Source organism: Paenibacillus methanolicus, from assembly GCF_008124765.1.
GTDB classification, from domain to species: domain Bacteria; phylum Bacillota; class Bacilli; order Paenibacillales; family Paenibacillaceae; genus Paenibacillus_Z; species Paenibacillus_Z methanolicus.
Genome location: NZ_VNHS01000010.1, coordinates 122377 through 139997, shown reverse-complemented (window position 1 = coordinate 139997; position 17621 = coordinate 122377). Strand labels below are relative to the sequence as shown.

Genomic DNA, 17621 nt, shown 5'->3' with positions numbered 1-17621 from the left:
TATGTCGACCGAAATGGTAAAATGGCTCGAAAGCCGCGGCGTGACGGTCGCCGACGTGGCAGATATCGTATACTCGCTTCAACGTCCGTACAACGCCGATCTGACGCTGGCGGAATGCGAGAGCAGCGTGCTCGCCGTCCTGGGCAAACGCGAGGTGCAGTATGTGATGTTCACGGGAATCGCCCTAGACGAGCTGGCGGAACGGAAGCTGCTTCCGGCGCCGCTGCAGGCGATCATGGAAGCGGATGAATCCTTGTACGGCGTCGACGAGACGCTCGCGCTCGGCATTACCAACGTATATGGCATGATTGGCTTGACCAGTTTCGGTTATCTTGATAAAGTGAAGCCCGGCATCATTCGGCGCTTGAACGAGAAAGGCAAGCATATTCACGTCTTCCTCGACGACCTTGTCGCGGGCCTCGCGGCGGCGGCGTCGGCGCGAATCGCCCATCAGGACTCGAAGGCGAACCAATACGGCGTTCCGGAGTAATCCGAAGGCAGGTATGTCCGTAGCTTCGGGTTACCGCATGAAAGGCGCACATCGTCCGCTGGCTGCAAGGAACCGGCGCGCATTGCGGGCAATTCCGCATTTATGATATCATTATGGCATCATATGCCCGGATACCGTGATGGAATATCGGCGCGGCACCCGCGCCGCGGCGGCTTTTGCAGCCAGTTTAATGTTCAGGAGGTACCTTTCATGTGGACGGTTATCTATATCGCGCAAACACCGAAGATTGCGGAAACCATTAAAAACCGGCTGACCCAGGAAGGGTTTCTTGTAAAAATCCGCCCGATCAATGTGTCCAAGCAGCAGTTTGAGATATTGGTCCCATCCGGCGAGCTGGAAGAAGTGCAGGAAGTGCTCAACAGCATATTGAATTCGCAACGTTAGGTTAAAAACTACTGCGCCCCCAAAGAGGTGTCTCTTGTGTTCAAGGACTTATTTCATAAAAAGAAATACGCCACCATTCCTTCCGGAGGACAGCGGAGCAAGCCCGAGCTGCCGGAAGGACTCATGACCAAATGCCCGAAGTGCGGGAACATTCAGTTCAGCAAGGAAATCGAGAAAACGCTTAAGGTATGTCCGAGCTGCGGCCATCATCTGCGGCTTACCGCCTGGGAGCGGATCGGCATGATTCTCGACGACGGGAAGCTGAACGAATACGATGCCGATCTCGTATCGGAAGATCCGCTCGGATTCCCGGATTACGCCAAGAAGGTCGAAGCCCAGAAGGAGAAGTCGGGCCTGAAGGACGCGGTCGTCACCGGCGACGGCACGATCGGCGGATTCCCGGTCGTATTGGCGGTCATGAGCTTCGATTTCTTCGCGGGCAGCATGGGTTCGGTCGTCGGCGAGAAAATCACGCGCGCGATCGAACAAGCCCACAGCAAGCGTCTGCCGATCATCATCTTCTCGACTTCTAGCGGGGCCCGGATGCAAGAAAGCATTCTGAGCTTGATGCAGATGGCGAAGACGAGCGCGGCGCTGGCCAAATTCCAAGGAGACGGCGGTTTATACATATCCGTAATAACCGATCCTACTACTGGCGGCGTATCCGCGAGTTTCGCGTCGCTTGGCGATTACAATTTGGCCGAGCCCGGCGCGCTTCTCGGTTTCGCCGGCCGCGTCGTCATCGAGCAGACGATCCGCCAGAAGCTGCCGGACAACTTCCAGACGGCGGAATTCAACCTGCAGCACGGACAGCTGGACAAGGTCGTTCACCGCAAGGACCTGAAGCCGCTGCTGACGAAGCTGCTTGATATGCATAGCGTAAAGGGGGACACCACCCATGGCGGGTGAACTTCCATTTGAAAAGCCGCTTATCGAGCTGCGCAACAAGATCGCGGAGCTGAAGAAAGTAAGCGAAGGCTCCGGCATCGATTTCTCGGACGAGATCTCGCGGTTGGAGGATCGCTGCCGCCAGCTGCAGGAAGAATTGTACAGCGAGCTGACGCCGGCCCAGAAGATGCATCTGGCGAGGCACCATCAGCGTCCGACGTCGCTGGATTACATTCATGCGGTATTCACGGACTTCATCGAGCTGCACGGCGACCGCCTCTTCGCGGACGACCTGGCGATCGTGGGCGGACTGGCCAAGCTGAACGGCGTGCCCGTGACGGTCATCGGCCATCAGCGGGGCAAGGACACGAAGGATAACATCGCGCGATTCTTCGGCTCTCCTCACCCGGAAGGCTTCCGCAAGGCGCTGCGTCTCATGCAGCAGGCAAGCAAGTTCAACCGTCCGATCGTCACCTTCATCGATACGAAGGGGGCCTATCCCGGCAACACCGCCGAGGAGCGCGGCCAGTCGGAGGCGATCGCGCGCAATCTGCGCGAGATGGCGACCTTCGGCGTGCCGATCATCTGCGTCGTCATCGGAGAAGGCGGCAGCGGCGGCGCCCTTGCGCTAGGCGTGGGCAACCGCGTCCTCATGCTGGAGAACGCGATCTACTCCGCGATCTCCCCGAACGGCGCGGCGGCGATTCTGTGGAAGAACGCCGCCCGCGCGGACGAAGCGGCGGCCGTCATGAAGATCACGGCGCCGGACTTGGTCGAGTTCGGCATCGTGGAAGAGATCGTCCCGGAACCGCAGGGCGGCGCTCACCGCGATCTGGCGGCGCAGTCGGAGTCGATCAAGGATGCCGTATGGCGTCATCTGCAGGAGCTGTCGGGCATGACGGCCGAGGCGCTGATCGAAGATCGTTACGCGAAATTCCGCCGCATCGGCCGATTCTTCGAGCCGGCTCCGGCGGTCCGCGCAGCGTCCGAGTCCGCGCTGGCAGCCGAGGCGGCCGAGCCTGCTCAAGCGTAGCCAATCAGGGTAATAATGAAGGCGCACCCGCGCGAGCGGGCTGCGCCTTAGCACATGTAGGGCGAGGGTAACGACTTTACGCGCCTTTTACTTTTGATGTCGAATCGTGTAAGTTTACTGTATTGACTAAATAAGCCAAGTTAGACGGAGGATGGACATTCCCATGCGCAAAACAAAGATTGTATGTACGATCGGCCCTTCCAGCGAATCGCTCGAAAACACGAAGAAATTGATCAACGCCGGCATGAACGTGGCGCGCCTTAACTTCTCCCACGGCGACTTCGAGGAGCACGGCGGCCGGATCAAGAATATCCGCATAGCGAGCCAAGAACTCGGCAAGACGGTCGCGATCTTGCTCGATACGAAAGGTCCCGAGATTCGCCTCGGCAAACTGGCCGACGAATATGAGCTGATCCAAGGCGAGACGGTGACGTTGACGACGGAAGAAATCATCGGCGACAACAAGCGGATTCCGGTTACATATGCCAACCTGCCGCAAGACGTGCACGTTGGCTCCTCGATCCTGATCGACGACGGCTTGATCGGCCTGACGGTCGAAGCGATCGAAGGCACGGAGATTCACTGCCGCATCATCAACAGCGGTCCGGTCAAGAGCAAGAAGGGCGTGAACGTGCCGGGCGTGGCGATCTCCCTGCCGGGCATTACCGAGAAGGACGCGAACGACATCGTATTCGGCATCGAGCAAGGCGTCGACTTCATCGCGGCTTCGTTCGTGCGCAAAGCAAGCGACGTGCTGGAGATCCGCGAGCTGCTGGAGAAACACGGCGCATCCCACATTCAGATTATCTCCAAGATCGAGAACCAGCAGGGCGTGGACAACCTGGACGAAATTCTTGAAGTGTCCGACGGCCTGATGGTCGCGCGCGGCGACCTCGGCGTCGAGATCCCGGCGGAAGAAGTGCCGCTCGTGCAAAAGCAAATGATCCAGAAGTGCAACCGCGCCGGCAAACCGGTCATCACGGCAACGCAGATGCTCGACTCCATGCAGCGCAACCCGCGCCCGACGCGCGCGGAAGCAAGCGACGTGGCGAACGCGATCTTCGACGGCACGGATGCGATCATGCTCTCCGGCGAGACGGCTGCCGGCAAATACCCGGTTGAATCGGTGCAAACGATGTCCCGCATCGCGGTGCGCGCCGAATCCGCGCTGGAATACCGCGAGATTTTCACGAAACTGGCGAGCGCGCAGCAAACGACCGTGACCGAAGCGATCAGCCAAGCGGTCGCGAACGCGGCGCTTGATCTGAGCGCGAAGGCGATCATCACGTCGACCGAGAGCGGCTACACGGCGCGTATGATCGCGAAGTATCGTCCGAAATCGCCGATTATCGCGGTGACGCCGGAGGAGCAAGTGATGCGTCGTCTGGCGCTCGTATGGGGCGTTATTCCGGTGAAAGGCACGCCGGCGGACACGACGGACGAAATGTTCGACATCGCCGTTCGCGGCGGCATCGACTCCGGCATCGTGAAACTGGGCGATACGGTCATCATTACGGCAGGCGTACCGGTTGGCCGTTCGGGCTCGACGAACCTGATCAAGATCCACACCGTGGGCGAGCTGCTGGCGAAAGGCCAAGGCATCGGCACGCAGAGCGCGACGGGCAAAATCGTCACGGCGCGTTCGCCGCAAGAAGCGATCGCGAAGACGACGGAAGGCGCGATTCTCGTAACGGGTTCCACGGATCGCGAATACATGCCGGCAATCGAGAAGGCGGCAGCCGTTATCACGGAGCAAGGCGGCGTCACGAGCCACGCGGCGATCGTCGCGCTGAACCTGGGCATCCCGGTCATTCTCGGCGTAAACAACGCGCTTGAGGTGCTCCATGACGGCGCGGAAGTCACGGTGTACGCGGAAGTGGGCGTCATCTACTCCGGCCAAGCGAAAGTAATGTAACGTTCGGTATAAAGATAGACAACAAGAGCGATGGCCGCCGGCCGAGCGAACCTCAGTAACGTTCAGTATAAAGATAGACAACAAGAGCGATGGCCGCCGGCCGAGCGAACCTCAGTAACGTTCAGTATAAAGATAGACAACAAGAGCGATGGCCGCCGGCCGAGCGAACCTCAGTAACGTTCAGTATAAAGATAGACAACAAGAGCGATGGCCGCCGGCCGAGCGAACCTCAGTAACGTTCAGTATAAAGATAGACAACAAGAGCGATGGCGCATAGGCGCCGTCGCTTTTGTTCAAATACAAGCATTTATAAGTTTCGCGTTTACTCATTCACCTGAGAGAGGGGAAGTCGGATGGAAGAGCAAGAGGAGAAGCCGCTGATCTGGTATTTGCATCCGCTGCGGGTGCGTTACCAGGAGACCGACCAGATGGGGGTCGTTTTTCACGGCAATTACGCGACATGGTTCGAGATCGGACGGACCGAACTGGTTCGGCATTTGAGCATGTCGTATAAGGAAATCGAAGCCGCCGGCCTGCTATTGCCCGTCGTCGATCTCGCCTGCAAGTTCATCTTGCCGGCCAAATACGACGATACGGTGCTCGTGTGCACCGCGGTCGAACAGTTCTCGCCGGTCCGCATTTCGTTCCGCTCCGAGGTGAGGCGCGTGACGGAGGAGGCGTGGCAGGGCAGGCGCTTCGAGGGCGAGGTTCCGCCGGGCGAGCTGCTGGTGCAGGGCGGCACGAAGCATGTATGGGTGAACGCGGAATTTCGACCGAGCCGGCTCGACAAGGCGATGCCGGACCACTACGCGGCGCTCCGGCAGGCCGTGCGCGAAGAAAGGGGCCGATAGCATGCTGAAATGGATCGTTGCGGCGATTATCATCATACCCGCGATCGAGATGTGGGGCATAATCCAGATGGGGCATTTTATTGGAGGATGGGCCACGTTTCTGCTCATCTTGCTTACGGGTTTCGCCGGCGCGCAGCTGGCCCGGTCGGAGGGGCGCAAGGCATTAACCGAGGTGCAGCGGCAGATCCAAAGCGGCCAGCCGCCGGGCTTTGCGATGCTCGACGGCCTGTGCGTGCTCATTGGCGGGTTAATGCTGCTGATGCCGGGCTTTTTCACCGACATCGTCGGCATCACGCTGCTGTTTCCGCTCACCCGGCCGCTGTACCGCAAGCTCATCTACCGGTTGATCGAGAGGCAGATAGGCCGTGGCTCGTTCACGATTCGCAAATGGTAACTTCACATCCTGGAGAAGGGGCCTACTTGGCCCCCCGCACGATGTAGGTATAGATATCGCGGAACACGTTCGCCTTATGGATGGCCGATAGAATGACGAGCGATACGGGCCCGATAATGAGGCCGAGTACGCCGAATAGCTTGAGTCCGACGAACATCGCGATGAGCGTGGGCAGCGGATCGAGCCCGACGCTGCTCGCCAATACTTTGGGCTCGAGCATTTGGCGGGCGACCAGGATGACCGCGTACAGGATGGACAACCCGATGCCCAGCGAGATGTCGCCGTAGATGAACGTGTAGGCGATCCAAGGGATCATGGCGGCGCCCACGCCCAGATAGGGGAGCAGGTCGACGAGGCCGATCAACAGGCCGATCGTAATGGCGTAATCGACGTTCAGGATCAGCAGTCCGGCGGTCACGACGCACGCGGTGATGGAGATCATAATGAATTGCGCCCGCAAGTAGCCGAATAGCGCCTTCTGCAAGTCAACCCAAACGACCGTGGTCGACTGGCGGATCGGCTGCGGGAACCAAGACGACATTTTGGCCGTGTGCCGGTACCAATCCTTGCTGATGAAGAAGGCGGCCAGCAGCACGACGACGAGAATGGTGGCCACGTTCGGGAGCGAAGAGATGAGCACGACGATGCCGTTCAGGATGGAGGTCAGGATGGCGGAGCTTTTGGACGCGAGCAGATTGGCCGTATCGGATATTCGCGAATTGATCGTGTCCTGATAGTTCGGATTTTCGTTGTAAAAGGTGCTGAGCTTGTCGATCACATCCTGGATCTCGGGCGCGGCGACGAATTGCTCGAACTGACGTCTCCACCACTCGATCGTGCTGTTGAGCGATTTGGATAGATTGATGATCTCCACGACGATCCGCGTGATGAGCGCCGAGACGACCGTCAGCATGGAGGCGACGAACACCAGCAACGTGACGGTGACGCCGAGCCAGCGGGGCACCTTCCACTTGCGCTGCATGCCGGTGACGAGCGGATTGATGGCATAAGCGAGCAGCCAGCCGATTACAAATGGATACACGAGCGGCGTGACGTAGATAAGCAGCAGGATGGTTACGGCAATGGCGAACAGCACGAACAGCGCTCGCCAAAACCGGCGTGAGGTGGTCCGATCCATGAGCTTCCCCCCGATTGTCGTCATACTCCGATTGTAGCATTGCCGGCCAGACACGACCAAAATTGACAAAAAAACGGAACAAACGCCCTTTGTTAACGTTCTCTTTACAATTCTTTAACATGTCTCGAATAGTTAAGCCTCATACTGGGACAGACTCATGTTTTTACCAGGAAGCAAGTGCGATCGAAAATGGAACGTGTCCTTAGGAGGATCATTGGCATGAACAGACCGCTGCCCCCGTATGTGAACCGCGATTTAAGCTGGATGGAATTTAACCGCAGAGTGCTGGAAGAAGCGCAGGATGCCGACAATCCGCTGCTCGAGCGAGCCAAGTTTCTGGCGATCGTCTCCAGCAATCTCGACGAGTTTATGAGCGTTCGGATGGCAGGCATCCAGGATCAGATGAAAGCGGGATACACGAAGAAGGATTTTACCGGATATACGCCGGCCGGGTTATGGAAGCGATTGATCAAACGGACGGGCCAAATGGTCCAAGACCAATACCGTACGTTCCGCGAAGTGATGCGCGGCTTGGCGAAGGAAGGCATATCCTTCCGCAATATTAACGAACTGAACGCGACGCAGACGAAAGCGATCGACGACTATTTCTACGAAATCGTCTTTCCGGTCCTGACGCCGATGGCGGTCGACCAAAGTCGTCCGTTCCCGCTGCTGCATACGAAGGAACTGTATTTGGCCGTGCTGCTGAACCAACAGGATCAGCCGCCGGAAGACGAGCCGTTCTTCGCGATCGTCCAAGTACCGTCGATCCTGCAGCGATTCGTCGTCGTGCCGGGACGAACGAACAGCAAGAAATCGGAGTTCGTGCTGCTGGAAGATTTGATCGAACGCCACATCGATACGCTCTTCAACGGCTATGCGCCGATCGCGGTGCATCCGTTCCGGCTGACGCGCAACGCCGACCTGACGCTCAACGAGGAAGGCGCCGAGGACCTGCTGGAAGAGATCGAGAAGGAGATCCGCCGCAGACGCTGGGGCATGCCGGTTCGGGTGGAATACGCCAAAGGCATGCATCCGCGCGCGCTTCAGCTGCTGAGAGAAGAGTTGGAGCTGTCCGACAATATGTTCGAGATCGACGGCCCGCTTGACCTCAGCTTCCTGATGCGATTCGCCGGCTCGCTGCCCGGGTACGATACGCTTCGCTTCGAGCGGATGGAACCGGCGTACCCGAGCGAATTCGAGCAATCGGACGATATGTTCGCCGTGCTGCGCCAGCAGGACGTGCTGACCTACCATCCGTACGAATCGTTCGAGGCGGTCAACGACTTCGTGACGGATGCCGCGCACGATCCGGACGTGCTCGCGATCAAAATGACGCTGTACCGCGTCAGCGGCCAATCGGCGCTCGTGCAGGCGCTGGCGAATGCGGCCGAGGACGGGAAGCAAGTTACCGTCGTCGTGGAGCTGAAGGCGCGCTTCGACGAAGAACGGAACATTGCTTGGGCCAGACAGTTGGAGAAGGCGGGCTGCCACGTCGTGTATGGCCTCGTAGGGCTCAAGACGCACGCCAAGATTCTGCTCGTTGTCCGGCGCGAGCAGCAGATGCTGCGTCGCTATGTACACGTGGGAACGGGCAACTACAACGACAATACGGCGAAGCTGTACACCGATTTCGGCCTGTTCACCTCTCATCCGGTCATCGGCGCGGACGCTTCCGCGTTGTTCAACGAGATTACGGGCTATTCGTCGCCGTATGAGTGGAAGGCGTTCGGCGTCGCGCCGACGGACTTGAAGGAGAAGCTGTTCGAGCTGATCGACCGCGAGAAAGCGCATGCCGCGGAAGGGCGCCCGGCCCGAATCATCGCCAAAATGAACAGCTTGTCGCATCAGGAGATGATCGACAAGCTGTACGAGGCGTCGCAGGCCGGCGTGCGCATCGACCTGATCGTGCGCGGCGTCTGCTGTCTCCGGCCCGGCGTGCCGGGTCGAAGCGAGAATATCCGAGTCATCTCGATCGTCGACCGGTTCCTCGAGCATTCCCGCATTATGGTGTTTCACAACGGCGGAGAAGACGAAGTATATCTTTCCAGCGCGGACTGGATGACGCGAAACTTGACCCGTCGCATCGAGCTGCTCTGCCCGGTATTCGATCCGTCGCTGCGGCGCATGCTGCTGAACGTGATCGAGCTGAACTTGAAGGACAACGTCAAAGCGCGGGAGCTGCTGCCGAGCGGGCAGTACGAACGGACGCCGCTGACGGGCGAGCCGCTGCGCAGCCAATTCGTCGCCAAGCGCATTCGCGTCTGGAAGCGCTAGGGGCGATTCACGCGCTAGCGCAAGTGGGGAACCGTCAGATGCGGCGTTAGTCCCCACACCTTCTTGAAGTCGTCGGCCAAGCCGTCGACTTCTTTGCGTTCCACGGCAAGCGCGCCTTCCGCGCGGGTGGCCGACAGCAGCAGCTTCGCGCCGTCGACCGCGACGTCGAGGCGGCTGATCGCCTGCGTCTCGCTGCGGTCGAGCGCCACCGCCAGCTGGAGCAGCGTGCCTAGCAGCGAGATCAGCTGCACGTCGTGGTCGTCCAGGATCGGCCGGAAGGAGGCGGCGAGCAGCTTGGCCCGATTCCGGCTCTTGTACGAGGCGACGGCCGCGCAGATGAGCAGCTCGCGGTGGGACAATCCGAACAGCTGCGAATTGATCATCAAATAAAAGGTATGCTTGGCGTATTCGTAATAGTCGATGCTCGCGCCGATTCGGAACAGCGACGAGGCGGTGTCCAGCCATAGCCAGGCCCGTTCGGGCAACGGCTGGTCATGGCGAAGCGACTCCAGCAGCTGCATCGCGGAGCGGTTCACTTGCGCGACGTGCTGCCGGGGCATGGCCGGATGCAGAGCCGCCAGGTTGCTTACGCTGTAGGCGAGCACGTCCGTCTGTCTGGGCTGCTCGGGAAATCGGGTATCGTAGAAGAGCCCGTCCCTGAGCCCCGTCCCGCATACGACATAATGAGAGGAACGCGCCGCTTTATAGAGCGCCCGCGCAATGGCGATGCCCGGAACGATGATATCGACCCGGTCCTTGGACAGGCCCGGAAGCTTGCGGCGCTTATCCAGGGGCAGCTTGCGCGTTTGTTCGAATAAGGCGTCGACTTCGTCGCCGGCAATCGGATAATTGTGATGGCTCTGGAACGTGTATTTCACGTGAGCCTGATGCACTTTGCCAAGCGCGCGAATCGTGCCGCCGACGCCGACGAGCGGCAGGTCCGGCGACCAGCTGATCCAGGACTCCTTGCCGACGGCTTCCTCCACATACGCTTCCAGCGCCCGCAAGTCCTCGTCCGCCAGCACGCCCTTGGGGGCGAATCTGCGGGTGAGATTGACGCATCCGAACGGGAACGAGACGGATTGCACGAGCGTACGGTCGCGAAATAGCGATACCTCGGTGCTGCCGCCGCCGATATCGATGAGGAAGCCGTCGGTGATATCCATGGAATTGATCATGCCGAGAAAGCCGTAAGCGGCTTCTTCTTCGCCGGAGAGGAGCTCGACCCGCAAGCCGGCTTCGTCCTCGATGCGCCGCAGCACGTCGTCGCGGTTGGCGGCATTGCGAATCGCCGCGGTCGCGACGGTGCGGATATAGCCGGTGCGGTGATGCGCGCAGATGAGCCGGAAATGATTCATCATATCGACTAACTCGGAGATCGCGGTCTCCGGGACGTTGCCTCTCTCGTCGATTTGCTCGGACAGCCTGGCCGCCCGTTTGCTGCCGTCGATGACGCGATGCGCGCCTTGCGCTGTCCGTTCGTAGACGACCAGGCGAATGGAGTTCGAGCCGATGTCGATGATGCCGATGCGTTGTTCCGTCATGTGTGCCTCCGGTCGGGATAGTTTAGGCGAGCGATTTGTTCGATTTTTGCCATGCCAACATTTTACCACTACTCGCATGTCGCTAAAAGCAGGAGGAATCTGTCCGGAATATGCGAAATTGTCGGTTGTTCACAAGGAGGAACAATTTTTGGAGAACCTTGCGGAAAGCGCGTGTATTTTGTCCAAACATGAGGCAAACTGAGTCAGTATGGTTATATACCCACGATTTCGCGGGTTAAACAAGCATCCGGGCGGGAAACAACAATATTTTTTGATGACGGCGATAAAGCATTTTTATGTCCGATTTTGTTCACTTCCCTGTCAAAATCCGATATGATTGAAGGGACGATTCGGATTAAAATTCCAATTATTGTTCAATTGTTGCCGCAAGGATACCCGAATTATAAGGAGAGAGAAAGATGACAGCAACCAAAGGTCTGGAAGGCATCGTCGCCACGACATCGTCCATCAGCTCCATTGTTGACGGCGTGCTGACGTATCGCGGGATCGATATCGACGATCTGGCAGAGAACGCTTCCTTTGAAGAAGTCGCTTATTTACTCTGGTACGGCAAGCTTCCGACGCAGTCCGAACTGGACGGCCTCGTGAAGCAACTGGGCGAGTATGCGGCGATTCCGTCGCAAGTCATCGAACAGCTGAAGCTGTATCCGAAAGACACGAACACGATGGCGGCGCTTCGCACGGCGATCTCGAGCCTCGCGTTATACGACGAATCCGCGCAGGATATGTCGCCAGAGGCGAATTTGAAGAAAGCGATCAAGCTGCAGGCGCAGCTGCCGACGATCGTGGCGGCTTTCGCGCGCATCCGCGAAGGCAAGGAGCCGATCGCTCCGAAATCCGGCGTATCCGTGGCGCACAACTTCCTGTATATGCTGACCGGACAAGATCCGGACGACGTCGCGGTGAAGGCGCTCGACCAAGCGCTCGTGCTGCACGCCGACCATGAGCTGAACGCTTCCACGTTCGCGGCTCGCGTTACGGTCGCGACGCTCTCCGACATTTACTCCGGCGTCACGTCGGCGATCGGCGCGCTCAAAGGCCCGCTGCACGGCGGCGCGAACGAAGCGGTCATGGTGATGCTCGAAGAGATCGGCACGTTCGGCAAGGTTGAATCGACGATCAACGAGAAGCTCGCGAACAAAGAGAAGATCATGGGCTTCGGTCACCGCGTCTACAAGAACGGCGACCCGCGCGCGAAGCATCTGCAGAAGATGTCCCGCGAGCTGGGTAAGCTGACCGGCAACATGGAGCTGTACGAGATGTCCGTGAAGATCGAAGAGCTCGTCACGGGCCAGAAAGGCCTCAAGCCGAATGTAGACTTCTACTCCGCTTCCGTATATACTACGCTTGGCATCGCGCGCGACCTGTTCACGCCGATCTTCGCGATCAGCCGCGTATCGGGATGGACGGCTCATATTCTCGAGCAATACGAGAACAACCGTCTGATCCGTCCGCGCGCCGAATACACCGGTCCGGTGAACCAGAAGGTTACGCCGATCGCCGAGCGGAAATAGACAAAGCAGGCGCATCCCGATCCGGCACCTCGCGCGATGAGGCTGCCGTCTCGGAGCATGCCCGGCTTTCGCGTACATACCGCTTTACGTGAAGGGTGTCTGCACATCGGGCGAGGAGCCTGGGGCCGCGGGCACCCGTCATGCTGTGATCGCAGCTATTCATCTCTACTATATTGAAGGAGGAATTCTACTCATGAAACTCGAGAAATTTGCGCTTCCAACCGAAGGCGAGAAAATTACGATCGATAACGGCATCCTGAACGTACCTAGCAATCCAATCATCCCGTTCATCGAAGGCGACGGCACGGGTCGCGACATCTGGAAAGCCTCCAAGCGCGTTCTGGACGCAGCGGTAGAGAAAGCCTACAACGGCGAGAAAAAAATCGCGTGGTACGAAGTTTTCGCCGGCGAAAAAGCGTTCAACACGTATGGCGAATGGCTGCCTAACGACACGCTCGAAGCAATCCGCGAATACATCGTCGCGATCAAAGGTCCGCTGACGACGCCAATCGGCGGCGGCATCCGTTCCCTGAACGTTGCCCTTCGCCAAGAGCTTGACCTGTACGTGTGCCTGCGTCCGGTCCGTTACTTCAACGGCGTGCCTTCCCCGGTTAAACGCCCTGAGCTCGTGAACATGGTCATCTTCCGCGAGAACACGGAAGACATCTATGCGGGTATCGAGTACCAAGAAGGTTCCGCGGAAGTGAAGAAGGTCATCGAGTTCCTGCAGAACGAGATGGGCGCGAACAAAATCCGCTTCCCGGAAACTTCCGGTATCGGCATCAAGCCCGTATCGGCTGAAGGTTCGAAACGTCTGGCGCGCGCCGCAATCGAGTATGCGCTGAAACACGGCCGCAAATCGCTGACGCTCGTTCACAAAGGCAACATCATGAAATTCACCGAAGGCGCGTTCAAAAACTGGGGCTACGAAGTGGCCGAGCAAGAGTTCGCGGAGCAAACCTTCACATGGGGTCAATACGACCGCATTAAAGACGCTGAAGGCGTCGACGCGGCGAACAAAGCGCAAGCGGATGCGGAAGCAGCCGGCAAGCTGATCGTGAAAGACGCGATCGCCGACATCGCTTTGCAGCAAGTACTGACTCGCCCAACGGACTTCGACGTCATCGCGACGCTGAACCTGAACGGCGATTACCTGTCCGACGCACTGGCTGCGCAAGTCGGCGGCATCGGCATCGCGCCGGGCGCGAACATCAACTACCTGACGGGCCACGCGATCTTCGAAGCTACGCACGGCACGGCGCCTAAATACGCGGACAAAGACGTTGTTAACCCAGGTTCGGTTATCCTCTCCGGCGTCATGCTCCTCGAGCATCTGGGCTGGCAGGAAGCGGCTGATCTGATCTACAAAGGCATGGAAACTTCCATCAACAACAAAACCGTCACGTACGACTTTGCTCGTCTGATGGAAGGCGCAACGGAAGTGAAATGCTCGGAGTTTGCGAATCAAATCATCGCGAACCTGTAATCGCGCACATTCGTGCGTGTTCAATAAGTCGACCATTCAGCACCGAGAAGGTGGCGAGAAGGCGAAGAAGGAGGAGCGGAGTTTAGGCCAACCTAAATGAGCACCGGACTTCAAGCCTGAACGCCAGATTCGATGCCGGGTTACTTCTTGATCTGCTCCGTGATCAATATGGCGACTTTTAGTTTAAAAGCCAAGTCATCTGCCCCATACTGACTAACGTAATTCGGTTGTACTTGCCGGGAACGCGCGTCTGGATGGGGCAGACGTTTTGTACGCAACCCTTTACAATATGGACATTGGAGGTTCGTGATATGGCGATTAAACGAAACAAGATTACCGTGGTCGGCGCAGGCTTCACCGGCGCCACGACGGCGCTCATGCTGGCGCAGAAGGAGCTTGGCGACATCGTGCTCGTCGACATCCCGCAGCTGGAGAATCCGACGAAGGGCAAGGCGCTCGACATGCTCGAATCGACGCCGGTCCAAGGCATCGACGCGCGCATTACGGGGACAAGCGACTATGCCGAGACGCAAGGCTCCGACATCGTGATCATCACCGCCGGCATCGCCCGCAAACCGGGCATGAGCCGCGACGATCTCGTGAACACGAACGCGGGCATCGTCAGATCGGTCTGCGAGAACATCAAGGCGACGAGCCCGGACGCGTACGTCATCATTCTCTCCAATCCGGTCGACGCGATGACATACGTGGCATATAACGCGCTTGGATTTCCGAAGAACCGCGTGATCGGCCAGTCCGGCGTGCTTGATACGGCCCGCTATTGCACGTTCATCGCGCAAGAGCTGAACGTGTCGGTCGAAGACGTCCGCGGCTTCGTGCTCGGCGGCCATGGCGACGACATGGTGCCGCTCGTCCGGTATTCCAACGTCGGCGGCATTCCGATCGAGAAGCTGATCCCGGCGGACCGCATCGAAGCGATCGTGCAGCGCACGCGCGTCGGCGGCGGCGAGATCGTCAATCTGCTCGGCAACGGCTCCGCGTATTACGCTCCGGCCGCGTCGCTCGTCCAGATGACCGAGGCGATCTTGAAGGACAAGAAGCGGATCCTGCCGGTCATCGCGCTGCTGCAGGGCGAATACGGCTACGACAACCTGTTCATGGGCGTCCCGGTCATTCTCGGCGGCGACGGCATCGAGAAGGTGTTCGAGCTGGAGTTGACGGAGGACGAGAAGGCGGCTTTGGAGAAATCCGCCAACTCCGTCCGCGGCGTCATTCAGGTTGTCACAGGTGCATAGTTCCACTATACTCATGAAGTACATGGGACCCCGGCGGGATTAACCGTCAGGGTCCTTTTGCCTGATACGGGAGGGGGAAACACGATGATGGAAGAAGCCCAGCGGCTGCTCAAGCAGGTATACGGCTACGATGCGTTCCGTAAGGGGCAAAGCGAGATTATTGAAGGACTACTAGGGAGCCACGATACGCTCGCGATTCTGCCGACGGGCGGAGGCAAGTCGGTCTGTTATCAGCTTCCGGCGCTTATGCTGCCGGGGACGACGATCGTCGTCTCGCCGCTTATCTCGCTTATGAAGGACCAGGTCGACGCGCTGACGCGCCTCGGCGTGCCGGCTGCCTATTTGAACAGCTCGCTGGACGCCTCGGCGTACCGGGAAGTCATGCGCGGACTGACGCAGGGCGCCTACAAGCTGCTATACGTTGCGCCGGAACGGCTGGACGGCACGATGTTCGAGACGCTCGCCAGCCAGCTCCAGATTCCGCTCATCGCGATCGACGAAGCGCACTGCGTCTCGCAGTGGGGACATGATTTCCGTCCGAGCTACCGTCAGCTTGCCCATTGGATCGGACGGCTGGAGCACAGGCCTCCTGTGGCCGCCTTCACGGCGACGGCGACGCCGGAGGTGTCCCGCGACATCGCCGACATGCTCGGCCTGCGGGAGCCGAACGTGTTCGTCACCGGCTTTGCCCGGACGAATCTGTCCTTGTCCGTCGTGACCGGCGTGGACAAGCGCAAATTTCTCCGCGACTTCCTCCGCCAGCGGCCGGATCAGTCCGGCATCATCTATGCGGCGACGCGCAAGGAAGTCGAAGAGGTATGCGCCGATCTGCAGAAGCTCGGCCTTGCGGCGGATAAGTATCATGGCGGCTTGTCGGATAACGAGCGCGCTTCCGCGCAGGAGAATTTCCGCTTCGACGACATCCGGATCATGGTCGCGACGAACGCCTTCGGCATGGGCATCGACAAGCCCAACGTCCGTTTCGTCGTCCATTGGCAGATGCCGAGCGACGTCGAGTCGTATTACCAGGAGGCGGGACGCGCGGGACGCGACGGCGAAGAGAGCGACTGCCTGCTCATGTTCGAGCCGCAGGACGTGCAGGTGCAGCGGTTCCTGATCGAACGCGGCACCCAGGATCCGCAGCGGCGGTCGATCCAGTCGTCGAAGCTGTACACGATGATGCATTTCGCCCGGACGGATCGCTGTCTGCTGCAATATATCGTCAGCTACTTCGGCGAGGCGGACGTGACGCCGTGCGGCAAGTGCAGCAACTGCCTCGATCAGAGCGAGAAGGTGGACATGACGGAAGAGGCGCGCAAGGCGCTCTCCTGCGTCGGCCGGCTGAAGGGACGCTTCGGCGTGACGATGGCGGCTAAGGTGCTCAAGGGTTCGAGGGACAAGCGGCTGCTGGAGCTGGGCTTGGACCGCCAGTCGACGTACGGTTTATTCTCGAATTGGGCGGAGAAGGAAATCTCCGATTGGCTGTATTGGCTCGTGGCCGAAGGCTACATGCGGATCAGCGACGGAGAGTATCCGACCGTGTCGCTCGCGCAGGAAGCGCTGCCGGTGCTCGAGGGCAGCAAGACGGTCATGCGCAAGCGAAGCACGGCGGCCAAGCGGCGCGCCACCGGCCCGTCGGTCTCGAACTCGCCGCTGTTCGAAGCGCTTCGGGAATGGCGCCGCCAGACCGCGGCCAAGGAGCATGTGCCGCCGTTCATGCTGTTCTTCGACGCCGCGCTGCGGGAGATCGCGGACGTCGCGCCGGCGAATAGCGAGCAGCTGCTCGGCGTGAAAGGCGTCGGGGAAGCGAAGGTGCGCAAGTACGGCTTCGAGGTGCTGGAGATCGTGCGCCGGTTCCGGGAAGGCGGCGCGTCATCGGGCGAGCAGCCGAGCGATTCGTTCCGTGCGAATCCGGTTAACTCGGATGATTCGGGTTCAGGGCTCGCGCTGGCGCAGGGAACGTCGTTCGGTCGAACCGGATCCGCGACCGCGCCGACGCCGCCGGACGACGAGTCGGCCGCGCTTCTCGAAGAGAACGCCGAGCTGCCGAGCCACTATCAGTCGCTCGCGCTGCTGCAGGCGGGCCGCTCGCTCGCGGACATTGCCGCTCTGCGGGACATGAGCCGCGTCACGGTCGAGAATCATATCATTCGCTGCGCGGAAGAGGGCGAAGAAGTAGACTGGCGCGCTTTTGTCACGGAGGAGCAAGAGGGACTCGTTCTGGCGGCCGTGCAGGTGGCGGGCGCGGACAAGCTGCGGCCGATCAAGGATTTGCTGCCGGAGGAGATCGACTACTTCGCGATCAAGGCCGTGCTGACGAAGCACAATTTGGCGTCGAAACAAGGCTGATTGCTTTGAAAACGCGGCTTTCTTTAGTATAATTGTGTAGATTACGCTTATGGGGGCGCA

At 59.3% G+C, this 17621-nt stretch carries 14 protein-coding genes; 12 read left to right on the top strand and 2 right to left on the bottom strand.

Annotation, left to right across the window (positions count from 1 at the left end; all coding sequences use genetic code 11):
• Position 1: 1 nt before the first annotated feature.
• The 7 genes from BCM02_RS24880 to BCM02_RS24850 all read left to right on the top strand — a co-directional run bounded on the left by BCM02_RS24880 (position 2) and on the right by BCM02_RS24850 (position 5976).
• A complete protein-coding gene (locus BCM02_RS24880) occupies positions 2–490 on the top strand; it encodes a phosphatidylglycerophosphatase A family protein (protein ID WP_148931833.1) in 489 nt (162 codons plus the stop codon).
• A 210-nt stretch (positions 491–700) separates the two neighbouring features.
• Positions 701–895, top strand: a complete 195-nt coding sequence (locus BCM02_RS24875) for a glutamate decarboxylase (protein WP_148931832.1) — start codon at positions 701–703, stop codon at positions 893–895.
• Between the two features lie 36 nt (positions 896–931).
• Positions 932–1804, top strand: coding sequence for an acetyl-CoA carboxylase, carboxyltransferase subunit beta (gene accD, locus BCM02_RS24870; RefSeq protein WP_148931831.1), 873 nt, complete (start codon positions 932–934; stop codon positions 1802–1804).
• The gene (locus BCM02_RS24865; RefSeq protein ID WP_148931830.1) at positions 1794–2816 is read left to right on the top strand and encodes an acetyl-CoA carboxylase carboxyltransferase subunit alpha; all 1023 of its coding nucleotides are present in this window, start codon (positions 1794–1796) and stop codon (positions 2814–2816) included. The genes accD and BCM02_RS24865 overlap by 11 nt, the downstream gene beginning before the upstream one ends.
• 163 nt (positions 2817–2979) lie before the next feature.
• Entirely contained in the window at positions 2980–4731 is a 1752-nt protein-coding gene (pyk, locus tag BCM02_RS24860; RefSeq protein ID WP_148931829.1) for a pyruvate kinase, read from the top strand.
• Between the two features lie 353 nt (positions 4732–5084).
• Entirely contained in the window at positions 5085–5582 is a 498-nt protein-coding gene (locus BCM02_RS24855; RefSeq protein ID WP_148931828.1) for an acyl-CoA thioesterase, read from the top strand.
• A 1-nt stretch (position 5583) separates the two neighbouring features.
• Positions 5584–5976: an FxsA family protein gene (locus BCM02_RS24850; RefSeq protein WP_148931827.1), complete on the top strand. Its 393-nt coding sequence runs from the start codon at positions 5584–5586 to the stop codon at positions 5974–5976.
• Positions 5977–5998: 22 nt separating this feature from the next.
• Here BCM02_RS24850 and ytvI read toward each other — a convergent pair whose 3' ends face one another.
• The gene (ytvI, locus tag BCM02_RS24845; protein WP_148931826.1) at positions 5999–7114 is read right to left on the bottom strand and encodes a sporulation integral membrane protein YtvI; all 1116 of its coding nucleotides are present in this window, start codon (positions 7112–7114) and stop codon (positions 5999–6001) included.
• A 219-nt stretch (positions 7115–7333) separates the two neighbouring features.
• On the opposite strand from ytvI, the gene ppk1 reads away from it, so the two are divergent.
• Entirely contained in the window at positions 7334–9391 is a 2058-nt protein-coding gene (gene ppk1 / locus BCM02_RS24840) for a polyphosphate kinase 1 (protein WP_148931825.1), read from the top strand.
• A 14-nt stretch (positions 9392–9405) separates the two neighbouring features.
• On the opposite strand, the gene BCM02_RS24835 is transcribed toward ppk1, so the two are convergent.
• Positions 9406–10935, bottom strand: coding sequence for a Ppx/GppA family phosphatase (locus BCM02_RS24835; RefSeq protein ID WP_148931824.1), 1530 nt, complete (start codon positions 10933–10935; stop codon positions 9406–9408).
• A 419-nt stretch (positions 10936–11354) separates the two neighbouring features.
• Here BCM02_RS24835 and citZ point away from each other — a divergent pair, with 419 nt between their 5' ends.
• The 4 genes from citZ (at position 11355) to recQ (ending at position 17561) form a co-directional block, all read left to right on the top strand.
• Complete coding sequence (gene citZ / locus BCM02_RS24830) at positions 11355–12470, top strand: citrate synthase (RefSeq protein WP_148931823.1); 1116 nt, start codon at positions 11355–11357, stop codon at positions 12468–12470.
• 193 nt (positions 12471–12663) lie between these two features.
• A complete protein-coding gene (gene icd, locus BCM02_RS24825) occupies positions 12664–13956 on the top strand; it encodes an NADP-dependent isocitrate dehydrogenase (protein ID WP_148931822.1) in 1293 nt (430 codons plus the stop codon).
• Between the two features lie 311 nt (positions 13957–14267).
• Positions 14268–15212 (top strand): malate dehydrogenase, encoded by a 945-nt coding sequence (gene mdh / locus BCM02_RS24820; protein ID WP_148931821.1) that lies wholly within the window; start codon positions 14268–14270, stop codon positions 15210–15212.
• 84 nt (positions 15213–15296) lie between these two features.
• Complete coding sequence (gene recQ, locus BCM02_RS24815) at positions 15297–17561, top strand: DNA helicase RecQ (RefSeq protein ID WP_148931820.1); 2265 nt, start codon at positions 15297–15299, stop codon at positions 17559–17561.
• The last annotated feature ends 60 nt before the right edge of the window (positions 17562–17621 follow it).